Genomic DNA, 20,556 nt, shown 5'->3' with positions numbered 1-20,556 from the left:
CGATCAGGGCAAAGGTGAAAGCCTTCCCTGCTCCGAGGCATTTCGGGCAGATCGGTGGCCGACGCCGCCTCGGTGCCGGCAGATCATCCTTGTCGCCCATGGAGCGACCCTACCGTCCGTCGTCACCGCCGGTGCACGTCGTCCGCCGTCGTGCCCGGCGGTGCCGAGCCGCCGTGCCGCCGTGCCGCCGCCCGGCGCGCCGGCTCCGGTACCGAGCCGTACAGGTTCGGCTGTCGCGCCGTCGATCAGGAAGGGGGAGTGGCGACGCCGACATAGCCCTGGTAGCGCACCGCCCAACCGTCCGGCACCAACTCCGTACAGTCGTCGCGCTCACCGAGGCAGACGATGGCGTCGACCGACGCCGGATCGGCCGGCGGCCGGTTCGGCAGCACCGACTGCAGCGACACGATGTCGTGCTCGGGCAGCACCAGCCACAGCGGGTACTCCCAGGTGACGTTCTGCTGCACCAGGCCGATCCGGTGGGCGTCGGCACGACGTACCTCCTCGGCCGCCCACCGGAAGTCCGCCGCCCAGTGCGGCCGACGCAGGAACCGGGTGTCCCACGGATCGGTGGTGAACACCGAGCCGGCCCCGACGAGCCGACGCGGAAAGCCGTACGACACCGCCAGCACACCGGACAGCGCGGCCGTGGCCAGCACGGCCACGGCGGCGACCGTCGCCACCGACCGTCGCCCACCCGAGTCACCGGGCCGGCTTCCGTCCGGCCCGCCGTCGGCCCGGCGCCGGAACAGGGCATCCAGCCAGAGCCCGACCAGCGGGACAGCCAGGATCACACAGAACAGCAACAGCCGGTTCCCCCACGGCTGCCACTTGATCATCGCGAAGTAGAGCAGCAGCGCCGCCCCGACGGCGGCGGCGTACGCCCGGACCGCGCCCGGCGCGGCCGGGGCCACCAGCCGGGGCCGGGCCAGCGCGAGCACCCCGGCGACCAGCGCCAGGCCACCGGCGAGCGGGAACGCGACCCGGTCCTCGTCCGGGTACCAGGCGGGCACCGGGAACTCGGTCCGGTGGAAGGTGATCTCCGGATCCTGCGGGTCCACCCCGATCGCCTCGGCGACCGCCACGATCGCCGCCGCCGTACCGGCCCGCAGCGGCGCCAACGGCGTGTCCAACGCGGTGTGCCCTACCCGCAGCCGGTTGACGAACACCGCCGCCGGGTCGTGCCGCTGCATCGGGATCGACTCGCGCAGCCGGGGCGGACCGAGCGGGTGACCGAACTCGTCGGTGATCCGGGCGAGGAACGGACCGACGACGACCCCGGCGACCGCCAGGATCGCCAGCGACGCCGCCCCGGTCCGCAGCACCGCGCCGGGCCGGCGCAGCCAGCCGGCCAGCCGCAGCTGAGCCAGGCCCCAGAGCACGAGCAGCGGGCCGGCACCGAGCAGGCCGCTGGTCTTCGTCAACGCCGTCAACCCGGTCGCGGCACCGAGCGCCAGGACCGTACCGATGCTCGCCTGTCGGCGCAGGCCGTCCAGCGCGAGCGTCGCGACGCAGCCCGTCCAGGCCGCCGCCACCAGGTCGGTCTGGGTGCTGGTGGCCTGCAGTACCACCATCGGGGTGGTGCCGGCGACGAAGGCGGCGATCAGCTGCGCCCGCCGGCCGCCGCCGAACTGGGCGACGATCCGGGTCACGATCAGCAGACAGCCGACCCCGGCCAACCACTGCACCAGGTTGTACAGCGCGTCACCACCGGTCAGCAGCCGCAGGTGCAGCAGCAGATACTCGGCACCCGGCGGGATCGTCACCTGGCGGTGGATCGCCGTCGCCCAGAGCTGCAGGTCACCCTGGGCCACCCAGTGCTCCACCTTCGGCAGGTGGTAGGTCTGCGAGTCCACATTGTTCGGTTCGGCGAGCAGCGCGACGACCAGCTCGACACCGAGCATCCCGCCGACAGCGACGGCCAACAGCCGCTCGGCGCGGGTCGCGTACCCCAGATCTGTCGCAGCCGGACCCACGGACGGGCAGCGGGCGTACGGAGTGCCGGGCGGCCGTCCCGTCGCCACCGCAGCGCGGCGGCGACGCCGAGCACCACCAGCGCGGCCAGCCAGGTCAGCCCGATCACCGGTGCGGTGAGCCCGCCGACGACACCCCACAGCTCGACCGTGAGCTCCGCGAACGTACCGGTGAGCAGCGCGGCCAGCACGATCGTCCGCCGCCCGGCCGCCGGAAGCCGGCTCGCGGACTCCGGACCGGGGCGCATGAGGTAGGTCGCGAGGAGGAACAGCAGTGGCGGCGCGAGCAAAGCGGTCATCCACCCGGCTGGCATGGCGGAAGTAAACACCATCGGGCGTACGAATCCGTCCGTACCCGCGTCGGCCATGGATCGTACGGCGAATCTGACCTTGAGTGCGCCCGGTTCGGGGAGGTGGACACACCAGGTGTCGGTGGGGCGGGTGATCCAGTGCTGGCCAGGTTAGTCTAGGGCGACTGCCATCATTTGCGTTCGGAGACCATGGTGAAGCTCTCGATCCTCATGCCGGTCTACAACGAGGAAGAACGCGTCGGGAACGCCCTCAAGCAGGCGCTCGCCGTGGACTACCCGTGTGAGATCGAGCTTGTCGTCGTCGACGACGGCAGCCGGGACGGCACGGGCGAGATCCTGGGGCGGGTCGACGACGCCCGGTTGCGGGTGATCACCCACCCGCGCAACGCCGGCAAGGGCGCGGCGATCCGTACGGCGGTCGAGGCGGCCGAGGGCGACTACATGGTGATCCTCGACGCGGATCTGGAGTACGACCCGCAGGACATTCCGAAGCTGCTGGAGCCGGTGCTCGATGGGCGGGCCACCGTGGTCTACGGCAATCGCACGTTTGGCAGCCACAGCGCCTACAGCTTCTGGTACGTGATGGGCAACAAGGCGGTCACCACGGCGGCGAACGTGCTGTTCAACTCCTACATCGGTGACCTGGAGACCTGCTTCAAGCTGCTGCCGTTGTCGCTGTACCGCTCGCTGGACGTCAAGTCGCGCGGGTTCGGCATGGAGGCCGAGGTGACCGGCAAACTGCTGCGCCAGCGGATCCGCCCGTACGAGGTGCCGATCTCCTACCGGGCGCGTGGTCGCGAGGAAGGCAAGAAGATCACCTGGAAGGACGGGGTGGAGGCCCTGTGGATTCTGGGTCGGGAGCGCGCCCGCCGCCAAGGAGGACGCCCCACCCCCGCCTGATCCCGACTCCACCGCATGATCCCGACGACCCCGCCCTCCCCGACGACTCGCCTTTCCCCGACGATCTTGCAGTTATCGAGAACATTTTTCCGATTTGTCCAACGACAAGTGCAAGATCGTCGCGATCATGGGGTGATGAAGCGGCTGATCGAGCGGCGTAGACCGGCCGGGTCCAGCCCGTGCCAGCGGTCATGGTCTGCTGGGCTGCCGTACCGGTGCAACTCCCGGCGGCCGACCCCCAACGCCAGCAGCCGGTACGGCCGGTCCGCCAGCGCCTCGCCGACCAGATGGCTGGAGGTGCCGGCCAGGTACGGTTCGACCAGCACCACCACCGGTGCCGCCTGATCGACCAGCATCCGCAGGCCGGTGACGTCGAACGGTCGCGGGGTGTTCGTGTACGCCACCGTCACGTCCTGCCCGTCGACCGCGGCCAGCACCGGGTCCAGCATCGGGCCGACGGCGACGACGACCGGGGCTCCCCCGCTGCCCCGACGCACCGTCACCAGTCGGCCCGACACCGCGTCGCCGGGCAGGCCACGATTGGCCCGCGCACCGAGCCGCAGGTAGACCGGGTGGTCGTGGGCGGCGGCGGCGCGCAGCAGCGGCCCGACCTCGTCGGCGTGCCCCGGCACGTGCACCGTCCACTGTCCTGCCGTGTCGAGCAGGGCGACGTCACCGGGGGACATGTGGGTCCGCCCCTCCGCCGACGCGTCGTACGAGCCGCCGATGCTGACCAGCACCGCGCCGACGCCCTGATGGTCGAGGTCGAGCTTGACCTGCTCGTACGCCCGGTCGACCAGGAACGGGGCGTAGGAGTGGGCGATCGGCCGCAGCCCGGTAAGGGCCAGCCCGCCGGCCACCCCGATCATCAGCTGCTCCCGGATGCCGACGTTGAGCACCCGGTCCGGGTGCCGGCGGGCGGCCGGTGCGAAGGCGTCGGCCGAGATGTCGGCCAGCACCACGGCGGTACGCGGGTCGTCGTCGAGCAGTCCGGTGGCGGCCCGGGTGAACGCGTCACGCATGTCCGTTCTCCTTCTCCGGTGAGCCGCTGCCGGACGACTCCGGGGCGCTGCCGGACGACGCCGGGGCAGGGGCGGCGTACTTGGCCGGGACCCGGGCGACGACCAGGTGCGGCCGTACGCCGTCGTGGCCGGTCAGTGCGGCGGTCAGCGCGTCGTGGTCATGCCCGTCGACGACCGACGCCGACCAGCCGTTGACGGTGAACCGGCTGGCCAGGCCGCCGGGCCAGCCGTGGGTGGCCGAGTCGTTGTCGACGACGACCACGGTCAGGTCGGCGAGCTGCCGGCTGCCGGCGTACGCGATCGCCTCGTGGTTGGACCCTTCGTCGAGTTCGGCGTCGCCGACCAGGACGTACACCCTGGCACCGCCGACCCGCCCGGAGCTGGCCACCCGACCCCGCCCGGAGCCGGCCGCCCGGTCCTGGGCGGAGCCGGCGGCCGGGCCTTGGACGCAGCTGCGGGTCAGACCCTGGGCGCGCAGGCCGAGCAGGATGCCGACGCCGAGCCCGAGCCCGTGCCCGAGTGACCCGGAGCCGATCTCCACGCCGGGGATCAGCAGCCGGTCCGGGTGGTGCCCGAGCGGGCTGTCCGGCCCGGCCAGGTCGTCGAGCCAGGCGTGCGGAAGGAAACCCTTCGCGGCGAGTACGGCGTAGTAGGCGGCCGGCCCGTGTCCTTTGGACAGCAGGAACCGGTCCCGGTCGACGGCGTCGACCGTCTGTGGGTCGACCCGCAGGATCCGGTCGTAGAGGACCCAGAGAACGTCCAGTGTAGAGTGGGCGCTCGGCTCGTGCTTCTCGTCGCCGGTGATCCGACGCAGTAGCGGTGCGAGCGCCGCGTATCCGGCGTCGGCCGGCGGGTCTGTGACGGCGGGGTCAGCCGGCGGGTCCGTGACAGGGGCCGGGCTGGCTACGAACGTGGTCATGCAACTACTCTGCAACTTCAAGCCAACTTGAACTCAAGGGCTGTGTGATGCAGAAGGAATTGACGATCGGTGAGCTGGCTGCCCGCTCCGGGGTGGCACCCTCGGCGCTGCGCTACTACGAGCAGTTCGGGCTGATCCGGGCCGACCGGACCGGCGGCAACCAACGCCGGTACGAGCGCAGCGAACTGCGCCGGGTCGCGTTCATCCGGACCGCCCAGCAGATCGGCGTACCGCTGGAGGAGATCCGGGCCGCCCTCGACGACCTGCCGGCGTCGCGTACCCCGACCAAGGCCGACTGGGCACGGCTGTCCCGCCGCTGGCGGGCCCGGCTGGACGACCGCATCGCGTTGCTGACCCGGCTGCGCGACGACCTGACCAGCTGCATCGGCTGTGGCTGCCTGTCGCTGCAGTCCTGCACGCTGAACAATTCCGGCGACCGGCTCGCCGCGGCCGGTCCCGGCCCACGGCTGCTGCTCGACGGCGGGAGCTAATCCTCGCCGGTGACCAGCAGGACCTTGCCCAGGTGGTCGCTGCCCTCGACGACGCGGTGCGCCTGCGCGGCCTGAGCCAGCGGCAGCCGCCGGTCGATCACCGGCCGGATCGCCCCGGAGGCCACCAGCGGCCACACCTGGTCGTGCACCCGACGGACGATCTCCGCCTTCTCGGCCAGCGGCCGGGACCGCAGCGCAGTCGCGAAGATCGTCGCGCGTTTGGCCAGCATCGCCCCGAGGTTCACCTCGGCCGTGCGGCCACCCTGCAGACCGATGATCGCCAATCGGCCGCCGACCGCCAAGGTGTCGATGTTGCGTTCCAGGTAGGCGGCGCCGATGATGTCGAGGATCACGTCCACCCCGCCGTCGCCGTCGCCGGTCAACTCCCGGGCGCGGGCGACGAAATCCTCCGTCGTGTAGTCGATCGTGTGGTGGGCGCCCAGTGCCCGCAGTTGCTCGTGCTTGCCGGCCCGCGCCGTGGTCAGCACTGTCGCGCCGAGCGCCGCGCCCAGCTGGATCGCGAACGTGCCGATGCCGCTGCCGCCGCCGTGCACCAGCAGCGACTCACCGGCCCGCAGACCGGCGAGCTTGACCACGTTCGACCACACCGTGCAGGCCACCTCGGGCAGCGCGGCCGCGTCGACCAGGTTCAACCCGGCCGGCACCGGCAGCAGCTGACCGGCCGGCACGGCGACCCGTTCGGCGTACCCCCCGCCGGCCAGCAGCGCGCAGACCTGGTCGCCGACCCGGTGGTGGGAGACCTCCGCGCCGACCGCGCTGATCACCCCCGAGCATTCCAACCCGAGGTACGGCGACGCGCCCGGCGGCGGCGGATAGTGTCCCTGTCGTTGCAGCAGGTCGGCCCGGTTGACCGCGGTCGCCGCCACGTCGACGATCACCTCGTTCGGGCAGGGGGTCGGGTCGGGCACCTCGGCCCACGTCAGGGCCTCTGGCCCGCCGGGCTGCGGCACGGTGATCGCATGCATGGCATCAGTCTTACCCGGTCGAGCCGGTTGCCGGGCGGCTACTGCCGCGTTAACCACGGGGCCGGGCACCGGTTCCGGGCCCGTGGCACACTAGGGCACAGCGGCGCGGCAGCCGACCGTCTCCGGCTCGCCTCGCACCGGGAGGGCTCGCCTAGTGGCCGATGGCGCTGGTCTTGAAAACCGGTAAGGCAGCAATGTCTTCGTGGGTTCGAATCCCACGCCCTCCGCTCACCTAGCCAGCAAGAACGCCCCCTGACCAGCGCGAACGCCAGTCAGGGGGCGTGCTTTATCGATGCTGAAGCGGTCTCACTTCGTCCCACCCGGTGCCGCCGGGTCTCGCTGGTTGTGTCGGCTACGTGTCGGCGTCAGATGGGCTTCGTGGTGCTCCAGAGTGGGGGATTGACCCGTGGGTCAGCCGATTCGGGCATCGGGGGCGGCATCTGGTGCTGGCCTCGCTACAGTCGCCAGATGTGAGTCGGCGGGACTGGAGTGCCTGGCACGAGGCGTACGCGGATCCGAACTCCGCACTGTCCCGGCGGTTGGCGGTGGTGCAGGCCCGGATTCGGGAGACTCTGGACGCGGCAGCGCCGGGCCCGGTCCGGGTGGTGAGCATGTGCGCCGGCGAGGGCCGGGACGTGCTCGGCGTACTGGATGGGCATCCGCGCCGGACGGACGTACGCGGCCGGCTCGTCGAGCTGGACCCGCAGCTTGCCGACCGGGCCCGCCGCCGGGCTGCCGCGATCGGCGTCGACCTTGAGGTGGTCACCGGGGACGCGGCCCGATCCGCCCACTACGCGGGTGCCGTACCCGCCGATCTGGTCCTGCTCTGCGGGGTGTTCGGCAACATCGGCGATGCGGATGTCGCCCGGTTGGTCGCGGCCGCGCCGCAGCTGACCGCTGCCGGCGGCACGGTGATCTGGACCCGGCACCGTCGCGAGCCGGACCTGGTGCCCAGCATCCTGGACTGGTTCGCCGCCGCCGGCTTCGTCCAGGTCTGGCTTTCCGACAGGTCCGAGGGGTACGGGGTCGGCGTGCACCGCTTCGCCGGGTTGCCTGCGGCGTTGCGTCTGCGCCTCGACGAGACGCTGTTCCGTTTTCTCGGCTAGCCTTCGCGTCGATTGCTACACCAGATACCTCATCCGGTGCTCATGGGGTATCTGGTGTAGCAATCGGTGGGTCTCCGCTGGCGAGGTTGCGGGTGACGTGGCAGGCGATCTCGCGGAGTACGTCGATCTGGTGGTCGGTGAGGCCGTCGATGACGTACCGGCGGACGGCGCCGACGTGTCCGGGGGCGGCGGCGACGACCAGGTCCCAGCCGGCGTCGGTGAGGACGGCGGTGGTGTAGCGGGGGTTGTCGGCGTCGGGCTGGCGGCGCAGCAGGCCGCGTCGCTCGAGTCGGGTGACGACGTTCGACAGCCGGGACAGCGAGCTGCTGACCTGTTCGGCGAGGTCGCTCAGGCGCCGGGTGCGGCCGGGTGTCATGGACAGGACGCCGAGCACGAAGTAGTCGAACAGCGTGAGGTTGTTGTCCCGCAGCAGCTGGGCGTCGAGCGCGCTGGGCAGGTTGAACATGAGCTTGGCCAGCGCCATCCACGCTTCGTGTTCGCGGTCGGTCAGCCATCGGGGTTCGTCCGGCACGAGGCCAAGCGTACGTCTGCCGCTTCACCGTTGAAGTGACCGATGTCTCAAGGGGTTCAAGCTTGAACCAACAGCGTCTACCGTTGGGCTTCAAGCTTGAACCTACGACCATCTGGAGTAACGGTGACCCTGTTCCGACTGGACGCCAGCATCCGTACGCACGGCTCCGCGAGCCGCGAGATCGCCGACATCGTCGAGCAGGAGTGGCGTACCGCCCACCCTGGCGACCCGGTGGTGACCCGCCACGTCGGCGTCGACACCCTGCCGTCGACCGTCTGGGCAGCGGCGGTGACCGCCGGCATGACCCCGGCCGAGGAGCGGACCGCCGAGCAACGCGACGCCGTCGCCCTCGCCGCGACACTCGTGGACGAACTGGTCGCCGCCGACGCGATCCTGCTCGCCGTACCGCTCTACAACTACGGCGTCTCCCAGCACTTCAAGACGTACCTCGATGTCGTCCTGGCCGATCCACGGGCGACCGGAGTCCCGTTCCTCGCCGGAAAGCCGGTCGTGCTCGCCACCGTCCGTGGCGGCGCGTACGGCACCGGAACCCCACGGGAAGGTTGGGACCACTCCACCCCGTACCTGCGGCGGATCATCGCCGACTGCTGGGGTGCCGACCTCACCGTCGTCGAACGCGAGTTCACCCTCGTCGGGGTCAACCCCGCGCTGGACTCCTTCACCGACGTGGCCGCGCAGCTGCACTCCGGCGCGCTGCAGGCCGCCCGGGAAGCCGGCCGCGCCCTCGGCGCGTTGCCCGTCCCGGCCTGAGCGGGCCCGCCTGCGGTCAAGATCGACGGCGGTACGCGGTCAGCGCCTCGGCGTACGGGCTGGCCACCGCCCCCTCCTCTGCCGACCGGTCCACGGTTGGCACAGGGGTGGGCCGTACGTTTGTCTTTTTTCGCGCGGCGGCGGGCCAACGATTTTGCGAGATTCACACTCGTTCGATCGGCCTCTTTTTCGATCATGCGGCATTGTTCTATATTGATTGTGGCTCGCCCGTCGCCTTTTGAGTAAGGCGACAAAGCGAAAGTCAGTCGCATTCCATCAGCTCCCACCGTCGCCGCTTCTGACTCGTCCTGTGGAGGAATCGATGGACAGTCGCCAATCGGCAGGAAATCCGGAACCGACATTCGTCATGGCGGTGGCCCGCCGTCGATGGTCGGCTGCCGGCCTGGTAGCCGCACTGCTGGCCATGGTCCTGGTGACCGGTGCCGGCTCCACCGGGTACGCCAGCGAGGTCCCGGCTGAGCGCGCAGCAGAGTCGGCGGTGGCAGCGGAGCCCGTGATCCGACAGGTCCCGGCCGGACTCGGCGCGGTCACCGCCATCGCCGCCGGCGTCGGGCACAACCTTGCTCTGCGTTCGGACGGCACCGTCGTTGCTTGGGGCTGGAACACCTACGGTCGGCTTGGTATTGGTCACGGGGAAAATTACCTGACGCCGGTGCAGGTTTGCGCCGTCGGCGAGACCGCGCCCTGCCGACGGTTCCTGACGGGCGTGATCGCAATCGCGGTGGGCACCTTTCACAGTGTCGCTCTGCTACGGGACCGTACAGTCGTCGCCTGGGGCTGGAACATTCGCGGACAGGTCGGTGACGGCACCCACCCCTACCGCCTCACCCCGGTGCAGGTCTGCGCGGTCGGTCAGGTCGCACCCTGTGACGAGCCCTTGAGAGGGGTCAGGGCCGTGTCGGCAAACGGCGATACCACCCTCGCCCAGCTGACCGACGGGACTGCGGTCGCCTGGGGGAGCAACCTGTACGGTCAGCTTGGCGACGGCACCTCCGTCGATCGGCGCACCCCCGTGCAGGTGTGCGCGGTGGGGCAGGTAGCCCCCTGCGACCGGTTCCTGACCGGAGTCAGGTCCCTCGCGGTTGCCGGACGGCACAGCATGGCGGTGGTGGACAACGCGCTGGCCGTCACGTGGGGCTCCAACCAGTACGGGCAACTGGGTGATGGCACCACCCTCGACCGGCACACCCCGGTGCAGGTGTGCGCGGTGGGGCAGGTCGCGCCGTGCGACCGGTTCCTGCACGCGGTACGGGCCGTGGCAGGTCACTTCACGCAGAGTATGGCGCTGCTGGGTGATGGCAGCGTCGCCACCTGGGGATACAACAGACTTGGGCAGCTCGGCGACGGCACGACCGTCAACCGCCTCACCCCGGTGCGGGTCTGCGCGGTAGGGCAGGTCGCGCCGTGCGAACAGCTCTTGTACGGGGTCCGGCAGATCAGTGCCGGCGCAAACCACAACGCTGCGCAGCTCAGCAGCGGCGGCGTCGTTTCCTGGGCTTCAACGACTTCGGCGAGTTAGGTGACGGCACCTACCAGAGTCGTTCCACCCCGGTCAGGGTGTGTGCGGTAGGCCAGGTCGCTCCCTGTGCCCAGCACCTGGTCCTGATCAGAGCCATATCCGTTGGCGGATCGCACACTCTGGCGCTTCAGCCCGACTACTCCGTGATTTCCTGGGGCTTGAACAACCAGGGCCAGCTCGGTGACGGGACTACCGAAACCCGTCCGATCCCGGTGCGGGTCCGTGCGCCCTGGCCGTAGTGGAGCGGAAGTCATCGGCCCGCTGGGCGAGGGCGGTCCTGGTCCGTCAGCACGTCGTGCTGACCGTTGTGGCGACCGGGGTCGGGCTGCTCATCGGTTTCCCGGCCGTACTGCTGGCAGCCTGGCGGATTCCCGGCTTCGTCCTCAGCATTCCGTGGGGCCAATTGGCGGTTCTGACCGCCGCCGTCTACTCCTCGATCGCCGTCGCGACGCTGCTGGCGACTCGCCGACTCACCGCGAAGGACCGCCTGGCAGCGTAACGGCCCAGCTCACGGGCTCGGTGCTACCAGTTGTGCTGCCGGGTAGCATCAACGGTATGAAGAAGCTGTCGATCTCCGTACCGCAGGACGTCGCGGACACGTTGGCCGAGCAGCCGAACGCGTCCGCCTACGTCACCGAGGCGGTGCGGGGGCGGATGCGCCTGGATGCCCTCCGGGCCGAGCTGGCTGAGTCCGGCATCGAGGTCACCGAGGCCGGGCTGGCGGCTGCGCGAGCTCGCCGCGCCACCGTCGACATGCAGTGGCCGGCCGAGCGGTACGACGTGGTCCGCGACCGGGTGCGCCAACACCTGCGTGACGAAGAGTCCCCGGCCGGGCAGGCGCCGGCCGCGTGACCGGCGACGACGAACGTCCGGTCCGCTTGGTGCTGGACCGGTCGGCGCTGCTCGCCTACGTGTCCGGGTCGGTGCACGTCGCGGAGCCGATCTACGAGGTCACCCAGGACCGGGTCCGGTTCGGGGTCACCGCGGTCAGTGTGGCCGAGACCCTGGCGATGGTGGGCGACGGCAAGGACCGCCAGTTGCTGCACCGGCTGTTGGATCTGGCCGCCTGCGCTGTCCTGGACACCTCGGGCTGGACCTGGCAGGAGCTGTCCTACTGGCAGGGCGTCACCGGGCGGGTGGACCTTGCCTCCACAGTCATGGCCTGCCTGGAGCACCGGGCCCCGATTCTGACCGGCGAGTCACGGTACGGCGACGACCTGCCGGTGATCCACCTTCCGGCGTAAGCCGGTCTCGCCGTCACTCGGCGCTGAAGCGGTCGCCCCGAACGCCAGCGGCTAGTGAGTAGGAGTTGGTGGTGCTGGCTGAACTGTGGTGCGCCGGGTCCAGAACGTCTTGGCAGATTGTGTCTCCGTTGCAACAAGTGATCATCACCTTGCGGTACGGTTGTCATCGGCGAGCGTCGAAGCATCGCTGACGCATCGCTGATCCTTCCGGCAGTCAGGGGCGGTCGAGATGTCAGAGCCAGAAAGTTCCAGCTTCTCTCGTCGTCTGGGTCAACTGCGGACTGAGCGCAATATGTCGCTACGTCAGCTCGCCAGGGCGACCTTTTACAGCAAGTCCTACCTGCATGAACTGGAAAACGGCTCTAAGCGCCCAACCGCGCAGGCGGTCCAGCGCCTCGACTCTGCGCTCCGAGCCGGCGGTGAATTGTCGGCACTAGCTGACACTCAGAGGGCTCTCAGCCGCCGCCAGTTCGTGGCCGGAGCTGGTCTCGCTGCCGCGCTGCCGCATACTCTTCTGGGTCATGGCCGGCAGATCGGTGCAGAACTACCGGATCAATTGCTAGAGCGTACCGCGCGGTTGCGTCGTCTGGACGACTTCCTCGGCGGCGCAGACACGTACCAGATGTACGCCGCCGAGCTTGATTCAACAGATCGGCTCATCCGGGACGGACGTTACGCCGAGGATACCCATCGGCGGCTGTTGGCGGTGTTGTCCGAGCAGGCGCAGTTGGCTGGCTGGGCCGCATTCGACGCGGGCCGTCACGGGGACGCGGAGCGGCTATATCGGGCGAGTCTCACTGCGGCTCAGGAGGCGGACAACCCGGCGCTTGCCGGCAACGCGCAGGCGTTTCTTGCCTACCAGGCGATCGCGCTCGGACGGTCTGGCCTGAACCTGGCGGTCGCCGCGTGCGAGACAGCGAAGGCCGGCGCACCGCCTCGAGTCCTGACCCTCCTGCACTGCCGCCGTGCCTGGACTCACGCCCTCCAAGGACAGGCAGCTGAAGCGGAACGGCAGCTCGATGCAGGCGCGCGGTGGCTGAGCGCTGCCGGGGATCGAGCTGAGCCAGATTGGGTCTACTGGGTGGACGACGTCGAGGTCGACATCATGACTGGCCGCTGTTGGTCCGTACTGCACCGGCCGATGCGCGCGATATCAGTGCTGGAGCACGTCTTGGCGCTGTACAGCGACACGCATGCCCGTGACAAGGCGCTCTATCTGACCTGGCTGGCTGACGCATACCTCGACGCCAACGAGGTGGAACAGGCGTGCTCCGTGGCGGGCAAGGCAATGCGGTTGGCGGTCGGCGTCGGCTCGATCCGCCCGGCTCAGCGCATCGACTCATTCTTGACAAGGCTGGAGCCCTACGCAGCTCTCCCGTGTGTCGTGGACCTGCATGGCCAAGCGGCGGAGATGAGCCGGTAGCGTCGCCTCGGTCGAGACAGCTTCAGCCTTAACTGCCTGGTGCGACTTCGCCTGTTGACGTGCGGAGCCACTCCAGACACGCTGCCGATCCTGCCACGATCGCGGTGGCCGTGACCTGCGGGTTCTGCCAGGGATGGTGCGCGAGTAGATGGCGCTCCAGGGCTTCGTACTGGGCGGCCGTCGTGTTGAGTAGCACCTGCCACTCCTCGCCCTCACCCTGGTCGCCCAGATGCCAGAAGACGCTGACCACGGGACCAACCACCTGCGCGTTCCCAGCCAGGCGAGCGCCAACCGCCGATCGGGCGAGGGCTACTGCGGCATCTCGCGTTTCGACTGCGGTGGACACCTGAAGATAGTCGCTCATGGTCAGAGAGGTTAGCGCCCGATCCAGTTGCTCCGCTGTCTGCGGACAGCAGATGGTGTTCGGCGGACGTGACGGGTATCGCCTCTCGCAGCGGAGACCGTGAGTATCAGCTTTGTCCTTGCAGATTCCATCCCGTTTCGGGTGCTCGGATGCCAGATGCTTCGGTGCGGGGGAGAGTGAAGTGAATAGGACATCAGTCTTCTTGCTGGGTCGGGCGGTGGGTGCGGATCCACTCGGCAACCTCGTCGCGGTCCCAGACCCGTACCCGACCGGAGGCGACGAGCGCGAAGGGCGCCGGGAAGCTCGACCGGTTGGTGATCTCGGTAGCGCGGGTGCGGGACACACCACCGAGCATTTCGGCGACATCGGACAGCGCGACGAGTCTCACGAACTGAACGTAGGCACCGGTGACCCGTGAACGTTGACACTTGCAAGGTTGCCTGTGGACGGTCATGGATGCTGTTCGGGCGAGACACTCAGCGGTGTGACGCCAATTGACGTGGTCGAGTGCGTGGCACCGACAACGATCTTGAGAAGGAGCGAGAAATGATCACTGAGATGATTCGCGAGCTGGTGTTGCGGTGGCGGGAGTGGCGGGACGGCCGGTCGGCGGCGTCGAAGCGGCTGGCCCGGCTCGACCAGGAACGGGCGGCGGCCCGGCAACGGTGGTTGGACGGCAACCGGGGGCACCGCTGGTCGTCGGAGCCGACGATGCTCACTCCGACTCTGCGTCCGCTGATGACCTACGGCCAGATGGTCGGCTACCGCGTACCAGCGGGTTTGTGATCTTGGTCGACGACGGTGCGGGCGAGTCGGAGCCGAGCACCGACGACGCCGCCGACGTCACCCGTGAGTGTGTGACCGATGAAGCGGCTGAGATGGTGCTCACCCTGCGATGGAGCTTCGAGGACTTGAAGGCCGAGCACGGTGAGGTCGGTGCCCGGCGGATTCTCGCCGAGATCCTGGCCCGCTGGGAGGCCAACGGCGGCGAGCCGGTGGCGCTCGACGACTGATTGCACGTGACCACGGGGATTCGTCTTCCTTCAGAAAGGAGTACGTCGATGTGGAGTATCGGAGCGCTGATCGGGACGACGCTGCTCGGTTACTGCGCCGGGCTGTGGTCGTTCAAGGTGAAGTCCAGGTGGTGCCCGGTGTGTGGCCGGACCACGCTGCCGCTCGACCATCGGGGGTGTTGATGACCGGGATGTGTGACGACCGCTGGGTCGGCCCGATCCGCGACGACGACGTCGTGACGATCAGGTTCACCTGGGCCGAGCTGGTGGCCGAGCACGGTACGGCCGGCGCGGTGGCGATCCTGGCCGACAAGGCCGGCCAGTGGCGGCGCGAGCCGGGGCCGGCTGCGACGACCGAAATATCCGTGAGGGGGGATTGCGAAGATGCGTGAACTGGTGAGGCAGTTGCGACGGCCGGCCGGCGACCGAAGCTACAGCGGTTGAATAGCCGGGGTCTGTTGGGCGGTTCGGGTCTGGTTGATCACAGGCGGCGTGTCGGCGTTACCATCGATGACGGCCGGTCTATGCCGGAGGTATGAGGTACGCCGATAGTGGTGGTCTGTCCGCCGGCGGGCGGGCCAAGCGGGAAGAGATACGGATGCAGGCGGCGCGGATGTTCGCCGCCGGTGTCCCCGCGACCGAGGTCGCAGCCCGGCTGCGGGTATCGACGAAATCGGCCTACCAGTGGCGGCGCCGCTGGCAGACCGGCGGGATGACCGCCCTCGCCTCGACCGGACCCGGCGGAACCACCTGCCGGCTCGCACCCGACCAGCTCCTGCGACTACGCGCCGAGCTCGACCTCGGACCAGCCGAACACGGCTGGAGCGAGGACCAACGCTGGACCCTCGCCCGGGTCGCCACGCTCATCGGCCGGCTGTTCCACACCTCCTACACCCTGCGCGGGGTGTCCTACCTGCTGCACCGCATCGGCTACACCCCGCAGGTCCCGAAGCACCGGGCAGTCCAACGCGACGCCGACGCCATCGCCGCCTGGCGGGCCACGACCTGGGCCAAGGTACGAGGCTAGCGGCGGCGACCGGGGCGTGGATCGTCTTCGAGGACGAGGCCGGACAGACCCTGCGACCACCCCGGGCCACCACCTGGGCCCGCAGAGGACACACACCCGTCGTGCGGGTCAACGCCAAGGGCTCAGGCCGGGTCTCCATCGCCGGCCTGGTCTGCCTCAAACCCGGCCGGCGCGGCCACGTCTTCTACCGGCTCCGTGTGCACCGCAACCGCACCGGTGAACGCCGCAGCCTCTCCGAGGACGACTACGCCGCCCTGATCACCGCCGCGCACCACCAACTCCACGCCCCGATCATCCTGATCTGGGACGGGGTCAACACCCACACCAGCACCACGATGCGTCGCCTGACCGCCGCCCGTCACCGGTGGCTGACCGTGGTCCAGCTACCCGCGTACGCCCCGGACCTCAACCCCGTCGAGAGTCTGTGGTCGACAGTGAAAGCCGGCCTGGGCAACCTCGCCGTCGACGGCGTGGACCACCTCGCCGCGGTCATCCGCAACCGGCTCAAACGCATCCAGTACCGGCCAGAGCTGATACCCGGCTTCCTCGCCCAGACCGGACTCACACTCGAACCGGAACCACCATGACAACTACAGACCCCAGCTATTCAACCGCTGTACCAGTGGCCAGCCAAAGCATGCCGATCACCTGGTGATCAGGGTACCGCCTGAAGTACTGCCGGCTGAAATGACCCTGACGCCGTATCCGGCTGTCCTGTGCGCCGTCAGCGACGTCGCTTGCGCTTCCATTCCCGGCACGAGTCGGGTGGATTAGTTCGGCGACGTGGGCGGGTCTACCTGCACGTCCTCCTCCTTCGATAGCGATCCGAAAGGCGTAAGAAAGTCTTACGGAGGAGATATGAAGTCCTGTGCGCAGGCGTCGCCGTCTGCTTGGTTGCATTCAATTTGAGATTCATCGAAGACTACGCCGGACCAGTATACGGGCGCGGTGCTGCGGATCTCACCCTCGGGGGTACGAATGACTGGGAAGTCTGACTCGTAGTGGCTGCCGTCAGCCCTGACTCCGGCGACCCGAAGCACCAGGGTTTCTGAAGTGTGACTGGTCTTCGGGTAACGTCGAGTGTCGACCACACGTGGGGGATCGGCGCCAGCTTCCCAGCCTTTCGACTCCGTGTAGTCGAGCAAGGACCTGCAAGTCGCGGACGTGGCGGCGACAGTCTGACACAAGCCGGTTGAGTTGCCGGCCTGCGCCAGTACCGCAGCTCGTGAAAGTAGATCCTCTGCCTGGGTGCGTTCAATGTGCCGGCTCGGCTCGTCCAGAGCCCAGTCCATGACCGTGACAGCCGTGGCGATGAAGATCCCCAGCAGCCCGACGGCAGCAGCTGATAGCGCCCCAGGCTTGGCAATCCCTCTCCTGCTGAACATCATCACTCGATTCTAGCCGCAAGGGTCAAGAATTCCGCCAATAGGGTTGCATTCCGAGGTTACGAATCCCCATCGGAGATGAAGCTGTGGGGCGGCGAAGGCCGGATCATGCCCGATTGCGATGAGCAATGCGACTTCACGCACTTCGTTGTTGTATGCGTCGCCGTTCCAGGTCGTACGGAAGTCGGCGCCTGCTTCCCCCTTTTCCGGGTTGAGCTCCTCGCATGTATGCACGGTGTGTTCAGCGCCAAAGCCTGCGTAGCTGACTGCCAAGGTGTAGTCGCTGCAGTTGCCAAGATTGATTGTTGACCTCGGGCTCCAATCGTTCCACACCCACGCCGGCGATGTGTTGGGGGCCTGCTCGGTGTCAACATAGCAGGAGGTGAGCTCGCGGTATCTGTCTATATCTGTTATGCCGCACGATGCATACATCTTGTACGCATAATTTCGGCGGGTCTCGCCCGCATAGGTCATCAATCCCCATTGGCTACACATGTCCATCCATGCCCAGAAATTTTCCAGCCTTGCCCAGCAGGTCGGCTGACGCCAGTCTGTCTGCGAATCTGCCATCGATCCACCCGACGCGGGTGCAGGAGGGGTGTCTGCGGTCGTTGACATCAGGAATTTAGTATCCCCGTTGTTGTCTTGGGTCTCCTGTGCCTGCAGACGTGCATCCTTAGTAGGGCAGCCGTACTTCGTGACTTGATCATGTGAGTCTGGATCGGTAGTGGTACCAGCGGGCGCGGGCTTGATGGCGGCGGCGCCACCAGGACCAGCGGAGATGGTGTTCGAGGCTGTGCCAGGCTCTGGTCGCGAGGTTGTACAGCCGTTTGATCTCGACCACGGTCAGCCGGGCGAGTCCGAGGTCGGCCGGTGGTGGTTCGCTGGGGTGGGTGGGTCGGGGTGGTGGCGTGGTCCCGGCCGCGGCGTCGGCGGCGGTGACCGCGCAGACGGCGAGCGCGGCCATGACCAGCACTATGTGCCGCATGATCGGGGTGTGGAGGCGGTTCTGGAACTGGTCGAACCCGAAGTGGTCCTTGCCGAAGCCGTGGTCCTCCTCGATCGTCCACCGCCGGCCGGTCACCCTCACCAACGCGGTCAGGGTCGCCGGAAGGCGCTCCGGTATCCAGCAGTAGAAGTAGGCCAGGTCGTCGGGGTCAGCCAGGCTCCGGCGTACGAGCAGGTAGTGGCGGGGGCTGGCGGTGGCGATCCACGCCCACGCGTACCAGCGGTCGCCTTTGGAACCCGCCCCGCAGGACATGGTCTGCCAGGCGGTGTCGGTGGTCAGGGTGGTGGCAGCGGTGTCGGCGCGGATCTTCGTCTTCCAGCCGGGCAGGGTGATCCGGAACGAGCACGGCACGCCGAGGCTGTAGCCGATTCCCCGGGTCTCGCAGGTGTCGCGTAGTCGCCGGTCCCGGCCGTAGACGGCGTCGGCGGTGCACCACCGCACGGGTACGCCGGCGTCGAGTGTCTCGGTGAGCAGGTCGGTGGCGAGTCGGGGTTTGGTCGCGAACTCGGTGTCGGCGGGGACGCCGGTGGCGGCGCGGCGGGCGTCGTCGTCGAGGTGGGCGGCGGGGATCCACAGGCGGGAGCCGACCAGGGCGTGGCCGGCGCGGGTGGCGTAGGTGGCGTTGACCAGGTTGACGGCGTTGGTGACCTTTCCCGCGCAGCCCACGTACTGGCGGGTCACGCCGCACGTGCCGGTGCCGGTCTTCTCCACGCCGCTCTCGTCGAAGATCAGCGTGTTGTCGCCGTCCGGGTCGGCCAGGCGTGCCACGGCGAAGTCACGGACCACGCCCATCGCCTTGTCGGTGTCCCAGACCGCGCGTTCGAGGAGTCGTTGCATCCGGTCGGGGGTGGTGTCCCCGGCGTGTTCGGCGAGGGTCCAGCAGTTCTTGCGTGGCAGGTCGGCGATCAGGCCACGGACGTACTTGCCGGCCTGCCGTAGTGGTTCGACCCGGGCGAAACACGCGCCGAGGTCTCCCATCAGCGTGGCGAGGTTCTCCTCGACACGACCGGCCTCTACCATGGCCGCTGCGGCCACCTCGTGATCCTTCGTTGTCCACACAACACCGGACGATCATGCGGTGGCCGTCTCCGTCGCCGCACACCCTGTCCGTCCACACCCCACCGCACCGGTCAGGTCACGAAGTACGGCTGCCCTATTAGGTCTGATTACCGTTATTCCTTCGATGGTGGCGACTTCGTAATCGGCTGGACTGACAGTTATTCCCCAGCGTCCTTCGATTCGGCTTACGAACTCATGGATCTTGTCATTGTGCAAATTTGGGCTAGGTGCATCGGCGTGAGCGGGCTTCCCGGCTAGAGAAATTGAGGAGCAGATGACGAAGGCGGTTGCCGATGCGACGATGTGTCGGAAAATTTCGGGTTGCATGCCTTGGCGGTGCTCCATCTTGTAATCCCTGCTGTCGGAGCGATGTGGAGTTCCTAGTTTCACACATCAATGTAGGTACGTCAATGTTCGGGTGGGAAGTTGCCATTTACCCTTGTGGCCGAGTGTCAGTGCTGCTTGTGGCGCCGGGCCGGCACCGGTGGTCCGCCGGTCCGACCGGCGGCGGCCGACCGGCTGCTGTCGTTGTCGGTTTGTCCGAGCTGGACTGATTAGTTTGGTAGCCGACACAGGATGATCGTCAGACGTTTGTCGACGTAGATGCCACGAAGTGTCACTCCTTGGCCACTGCACAATATCGATGTCGGCCGGGAAACTTCGGCGGTGACCAATGCGCCGCAGCACCCGAACCCGCAGAACCCGTACTCGACAGTCCGTATCCGGCCCCCGGCCCGGCCGCCGCCGGTCCCGGCCTGCGCCCCGGCCAGACCGGCCCTGGCCTCAGCCCTGGCCGGAAGGTCGCCGGGATCCTCGGCGGCGTACTGCTGACCTTCGTCCTGTTCTGCTGCGGTGGGCTCGCGGTGATCGGCGCGTTCGCGCCCGAGCAGTCGGACACCGACACGGTCGACGCTGCCGGGCTGACCGGGCGTACGGACAACGGGTCCGGATCGTCCGGCTCCGTCGCCGGGGTGCCGGGAGCCAGCTCGCCCAGCGCCAGCGCGTCGCCAAGCGTCGTACCGACGCCCAGCGCCTCGGCGTCACCCACGCTGCCGCCGGCACCACCGCGCCCGAAGGTGGAGACCCGGACGGTCACCGAGACCGAGCAGATCCCGTTTCAGGAGAAGCGGGTCGACGACCCGAGCCTGGCGAAGGGCACCACCAAGGTGAAGACCAACGGGGTCGCCGGGGTGCGGAAACTCACCTACGAAGTGACCCTGACCGACGGTGTGCAGACCGGCAAGCGGCTGATCAGCGAGCAGGTGACCAAGCAGCCGGTCACCAAGGTCGTGCTGGTCGGCACGAAGGTCACCCAGCAGTGCCACAGCAGTTGCACGGGCGCGTGTGTGCCGATCGCCAGCGACGTCGACTGCGCCGGCGGCAGCGGCAACGGGCCGGCGTACGTCAGCGGGCCGGTGCGGGTCGTCGGCCCGGACGTCTACGACCTGGACCGCGACGGCGACGGGGTCGCCTGCGAGTAG

The 20,556-nt window shown here is 68.5% G+C and carries 26 protein-coding genes, 1 tRNA gene and 1 pseudogene; 18 read left to right on the top strand and 10 right to left on the bottom strand.

Features of this window, described 5'->3' with window-relative positions:
- Positions 1-245: 245 nt before the first annotated feature.
- The gene (locus tag ACN28F_RS15180; RefSeq protein ID WP_421358315.1) at positions 246-1,976 is read right to left on the bottom strand and encodes an ArnT family glycosyltransferase; all 1,731 of its coding nucleotides are present in this window, start codon (positions 1,974-1,976) and stop codon (positions 246-248) included.
- Positions 1,977-2,476: 500 nt separating this feature from the next.
- Between ACN28F_RS15180 and ACN28F_RS15175 the strand changes: the two genes are divergently transcribed.
- A complete protein-coding gene (locus ACN28F_RS15175; protein WP_289210762.1) occupies positions 2,477-3,184 on the top strand; it encodes a glycosyltransferase family 2 protein in 708 nt (235 codons plus the stop codon).
- Between the two features lie 125 nt (positions 3,185-3,309).
- Here ACN28F_RS15175 and ACN28F_RS15170 read toward each other — a convergent pair whose 3' ends face one another.
- Both ACN28F_RS15170 and ACN28F_RS15165 read right to left on the bottom strand, forming a co-directional pair.
- On the bottom strand, positions 3,310-4,206 hold the full coding sequence (locus ACN28F_RS15170) for a transketolase family protein (protein ID WP_421358313.1): 897 nt from the start codon (positions 4,204-4,206) through the stop codon (positions 3,310-3,312).
- A gap of 79 nt (positions 4,207-4,285) precedes the next feature.
- Positions 4,286-5,125 (bottom strand): annotated as a pseudogene (locus ACN28F_RS15165) (hypothetical protein); the annotation flags it as partial.
- Between the two features lie 47 nt (positions 5,126-5,172).
- On the opposite strand from ACN28F_RS15165, the gene soxR reads away from it, so the two are divergent.
- Positions 5,173-5,616: a redox-sensitive transcriptional activator SoxR gene (gene soxR, locus ACN28F_RS15160; RefSeq protein WP_289208611.1), complete on the top strand. Its 444-nt coding sequence runs from the start codon at positions 5,173-5,175 to the stop codon at positions 5,614-5,616.
- Here the strand turns inward: soxR and ACN28F_RS15155 are convergent.
- Entirely contained in the window at positions 5,613-6,602 is a 990-nt protein-coding gene (locus tag ACN28F_RS15155) for an NAD(P)H-quinone oxidoreductase (protein WP_289208610.1), read from the bottom strand. The two genes, soxR and ACN28F_RS15155, sit on opposite strands and share 4 nt — an antisense overlap.
- Positions 6,603-6,742: 140 nt before the next feature.
- On the opposite strand from ACN28F_RS15155, the gene ACN28F_RS15150 reads away from it, so the two are divergent.
- Together ACN28F_RS15150 and ACN28F_RS15145 are read left to right on the top strand one after the other, a co-directional pair.
- A tRNA-Ser gene (locus tag ACN28F_RS15150) sits at positions 6,743-6,829 on the top strand.
- 243 nt (positions 6,830-7,072) lie between these two features.
- Positions 7,073-7,708: an SAM-dependent methyltransferase gene (locus ACN28F_RS15145; protein WP_421358312.1), complete on the top strand. Its 636-nt coding sequence runs from the start codon at positions 7,073-7,075 to the stop codon at positions 7,706-7,708.
- A 40-nt stretch (positions 7,709-7,748) separates the two neighbouring features.
- On the opposite strand, the gene ACN28F_RS15140 is transcribed toward ACN28F_RS15145, so the two are convergent.
- Positions 7,749-8,240 (bottom strand): MarR family winged helix-turn-helix transcriptional regulator, encoded by a 492-nt coding sequence (locus ACN28F_RS15140; protein WP_421358311.1) that lies wholly within the window; start codon positions 8,238-8,240, stop codon positions 7,749-7,751.
- Between the two features lie 123 nt (positions 8,241-8,363).
- Between ACN28F_RS15140 and ACN28F_RS15135 the strand changes: the two genes are divergently transcribed.
- From ACN28F_RS15135 to ACN28F_RS15105, 7 genes are all read left to right on the top strand, one after another.
- The gene (locus ACN28F_RS15135; protein ID WP_289208607.1) at positions 8,364-9,011 is read left to right on the top strand and encodes an FMN-dependent NADH-azoreductase; all 648 of its coding nucleotides are present in this window, start codon (positions 8,364-8,366) and stop codon (positions 9,009-9,011) included.
- A 310-nt stretch (positions 9,012-9,321) separates the two neighbouring features.
- The gene (locus ACN28F_RS15130) at positions 9,322-10,551 is read left to right on the top strand and encodes an RCC1 domain-containing protein (RefSeq protein ID WP_421358310.1); all 1,230 of its coding nucleotides are present in this window, start codon (positions 9,322-9,324) and stop codon (positions 10,549-10,551) included.
- Positions 10,437-10,790 (top strand): hypothetical protein, encoded by a 354-nt coding sequence (locus ACN28F_RS15125; protein WP_421358308.1) that lies wholly within the window; start codon positions 10,437-10,439, stop codon positions 10,788-10,790. The genes ACN28F_RS15130 and ACN28F_RS15125 overlap by 115 nt, the downstream gene beginning before the upstream one ends.
- The gene (locus tag ACN28F_RS15120; RefSeq protein ID WP_421358307.1) at positions 10,790-11,050 is read left to right on the top strand and encodes a hypothetical protein; all 261 of its coding nucleotides are present in this window, start codon (positions 10,790-10,792) and stop codon (positions 11,048-11,050) included. The genes ACN28F_RS15125 and ACN28F_RS15120 overlap by 1 nt, the downstream gene beginning before the upstream one ends.
- A 56-nt stretch (positions 11,051-11,106) precedes the next feature.
- Positions 11,107-11,403: a hypothetical protein gene (locus ACN28F_RS15115; protein ID WP_282224804.1), complete on the top strand. Its 297-nt coding sequence runs from the start codon at positions 11,107-11,109 to the stop codon at positions 11,401-11,403.
- Positions 11,400-11,795 (top strand): hypothetical protein, encoded by a 396-nt coding sequence (locus tag ACN28F_RS15110; RefSeq protein WP_421358305.1) that lies wholly within the window; start codon positions 11,400-11,402, stop codon positions 11,793-11,795. Before ACN28F_RS15115 ends, ACN28F_RS15110 begins: the two co-directional genes overlap by 4 nt.
- A gap of 229 nt (positions 11,796-12,024) precedes the next feature.
- Positions 12,025-13,218, top strand: coding sequence for a helix-turn-helix domain-containing protein (locus ACN28F_RS15105; protein WP_421358304.1), 1,194 nt, complete (start codon positions 12,025-12,027; stop codon positions 13,216-13,218).
- A 28-nt stretch (positions 13,219-13,246) separates the two neighbouring features.
- On the opposite strand, the gene cutA is transcribed toward ACN28F_RS15105, so the two are convergent.
- Positions 13,247-13,582, bottom strand: a complete 336-nt coding sequence (gene cutA, locus ACN28F_RS15100) for a divalent-cation tolerance protein CutA (RefSeq protein WP_421358303.1) — start codon at positions 13,580-13,582, stop codon at positions 13,247-13,249.
- A 193-nt stretch (positions 13,583-13,775) separates the two neighbouring features.
- The gene (locus ACN28F_RS15095; RefSeq protein ID WP_421358302.1) at positions 13,776-13,970 is read right to left on the bottom strand and encodes a helix-turn-helix transcriptional regulator; all 195 of its coding nucleotides are present in this window, start codon (positions 13,968-13,970) and stop codon (positions 13,776-13,778) included.
- Between the two features lie 158 nt (positions 13,971-14,128).
- On the opposite strand from ACN28F_RS15095, the gene ACN28F_RS15090 reads away from it, so the two are divergent.
- The 6 genes from ACN28F_RS15090 (at position 14,129) to ACN28F_RS15065 (ending at position 16,209) form a co-directional block, all read left to right on the top strand.
- Positions 14,129-14,368 carry a hypothetical protein gene (locus tag ACN28F_RS15090; RefSeq protein ID WP_289208598.1) on the top strand — a complete coding sequence of 80 codons (240 nt, stop codon included), beginning with the start codon at positions 14,129-14,131 and terminating at the stop codon, positions 14,366-14,368.
- On the top strand, positions 14,365-14,595 hold the full coding sequence (locus tag ACN28F_RS15085; RefSeq protein ID WP_289208597.1) for a hypothetical protein: 231 nt from the start codon (positions 14,365-14,367) through the stop codon (positions 14,593-14,595). Before ACN28F_RS15090 ends, ACN28F_RS15085 begins: the two co-directional genes overlap by 4 nt.
- Positions 14,596-14,643: 48 nt before the next feature.
- Complete coding sequence (locus ACN28F_RS15080; protein WP_282224809.1) at positions 14,644-14,778, top strand: hypothetical protein; 135 nt, start codon at positions 14,644-14,646, stop codon at positions 14,776-14,778.
- The gene (locus ACN28F_RS15075; RefSeq protein ID WP_421358300.1) at positions 14,772-14,987 is read left to right on the top strand and encodes a hypothetical protein; all 216 of its coding nucleotides are present in this window, start codon (positions 14,772-14,774) and stop codon (positions 14,985-14,987) included. Before ACN28F_RS15080 ends, ACN28F_RS15075 begins: the two co-directional genes overlap by 7 nt.
- A gap of 143 nt (positions 14,988-15,130) precedes the next feature.
- Positions 15,131-15,622 (top strand): winged helix-turn-helix domain-containing protein, encoded by a 492-nt coding sequence (locus tag ACN28F_RS15070; RefSeq protein ID WP_289208595.1) that lies wholly within the window; start codon positions 15,131-15,133, stop codon positions 15,620-15,622.
- Positions 15,586-16,209, top strand: a complete 624-nt coding sequence (locus ACN28F_RS15065) for a transposase (RefSeq protein ID WP_289210761.1) — start codon at positions 15,586-15,588, stop codon at positions 16,207-16,209. Before ACN28F_RS15070 ends, ACN28F_RS15065 begins: the two co-directional genes overlap by 37 nt.
- A 258-nt stretch (positions 16,210-16,467) precedes the next feature.
- Here the strand turns inward: ACN28F_RS15065 and ACN28F_RS15060 are convergent, their stop codons facing one another.
- The 3 genes from ACN28F_RS15060 to ACN28F_RS15050 all read right to left on the bottom strand — a co-directional run bounded on the left by ACN28F_RS15060 (position 16,468) and on the right by ACN28F_RS15050 (position 19,036).
- On the bottom strand, positions 16,468-17,010 hold the full coding sequence (locus tag ACN28F_RS15060; protein ID WP_421358299.1) for a hypothetical protein: 543 nt from the start codon (positions 17,008-17,010) through the stop codon (positions 16,468-16,470).
- 9 nt (positions 17,011-17,019) lie between these two features.
- The gene (locus tag ACN28F_RS15055; RefSeq protein ID WP_421358297.1) at positions 17,020-17,577 is read right to left on the bottom strand and encodes a hypothetical protein; all 558 of its coding nucleotides are present in this window, start codon (positions 17,575-17,577) and stop codon (positions 17,020-17,022) included.
- A gap of 136 nt (positions 17,578-17,713) precedes the next feature.
- Positions 17,714-19,036 carry an IS701 family transposase gene (locus tag ACN28F_RS15050; RefSeq protein WP_421356934.1) on the bottom strand — a complete coding sequence of 441 codons (1,323 nt, stop codon included), beginning with the start codon at positions 19,034-19,036 and terminating at the stop codon, positions 17,714-17,716.
- Positions 19,037-19,698: 662 nt separating this feature from the next.
- On the opposite strand from ACN28F_RS15050, the gene ACN28F_RS15045 reads away from it, so the two are divergent.
- The gene (locus ACN28F_RS15045; protein ID WP_421358296.1) at positions 19,699-20,556 is read left to right on the top strand and encodes a G5 domain-containing protein; all 858 of its coding nucleotides are present in this window, start codon (positions 19,699-19,701) and stop codon (positions 20,554-20,556) included.

The sequence above is a fragment of the Solwaraspora sp. WMMA2101 genome (assembly GCF_049179175.1).
GTDB lineage: Bacteria > Actinomycetota > Actinomycetes > Mycobacteriales > Micromonosporaceae > Micromonospora_E.
The sequence above is the reverse complement of the archived record's forward strand: the minus strand, read 5'-3'. Positions and strand labels throughout refer to the sequence as shown.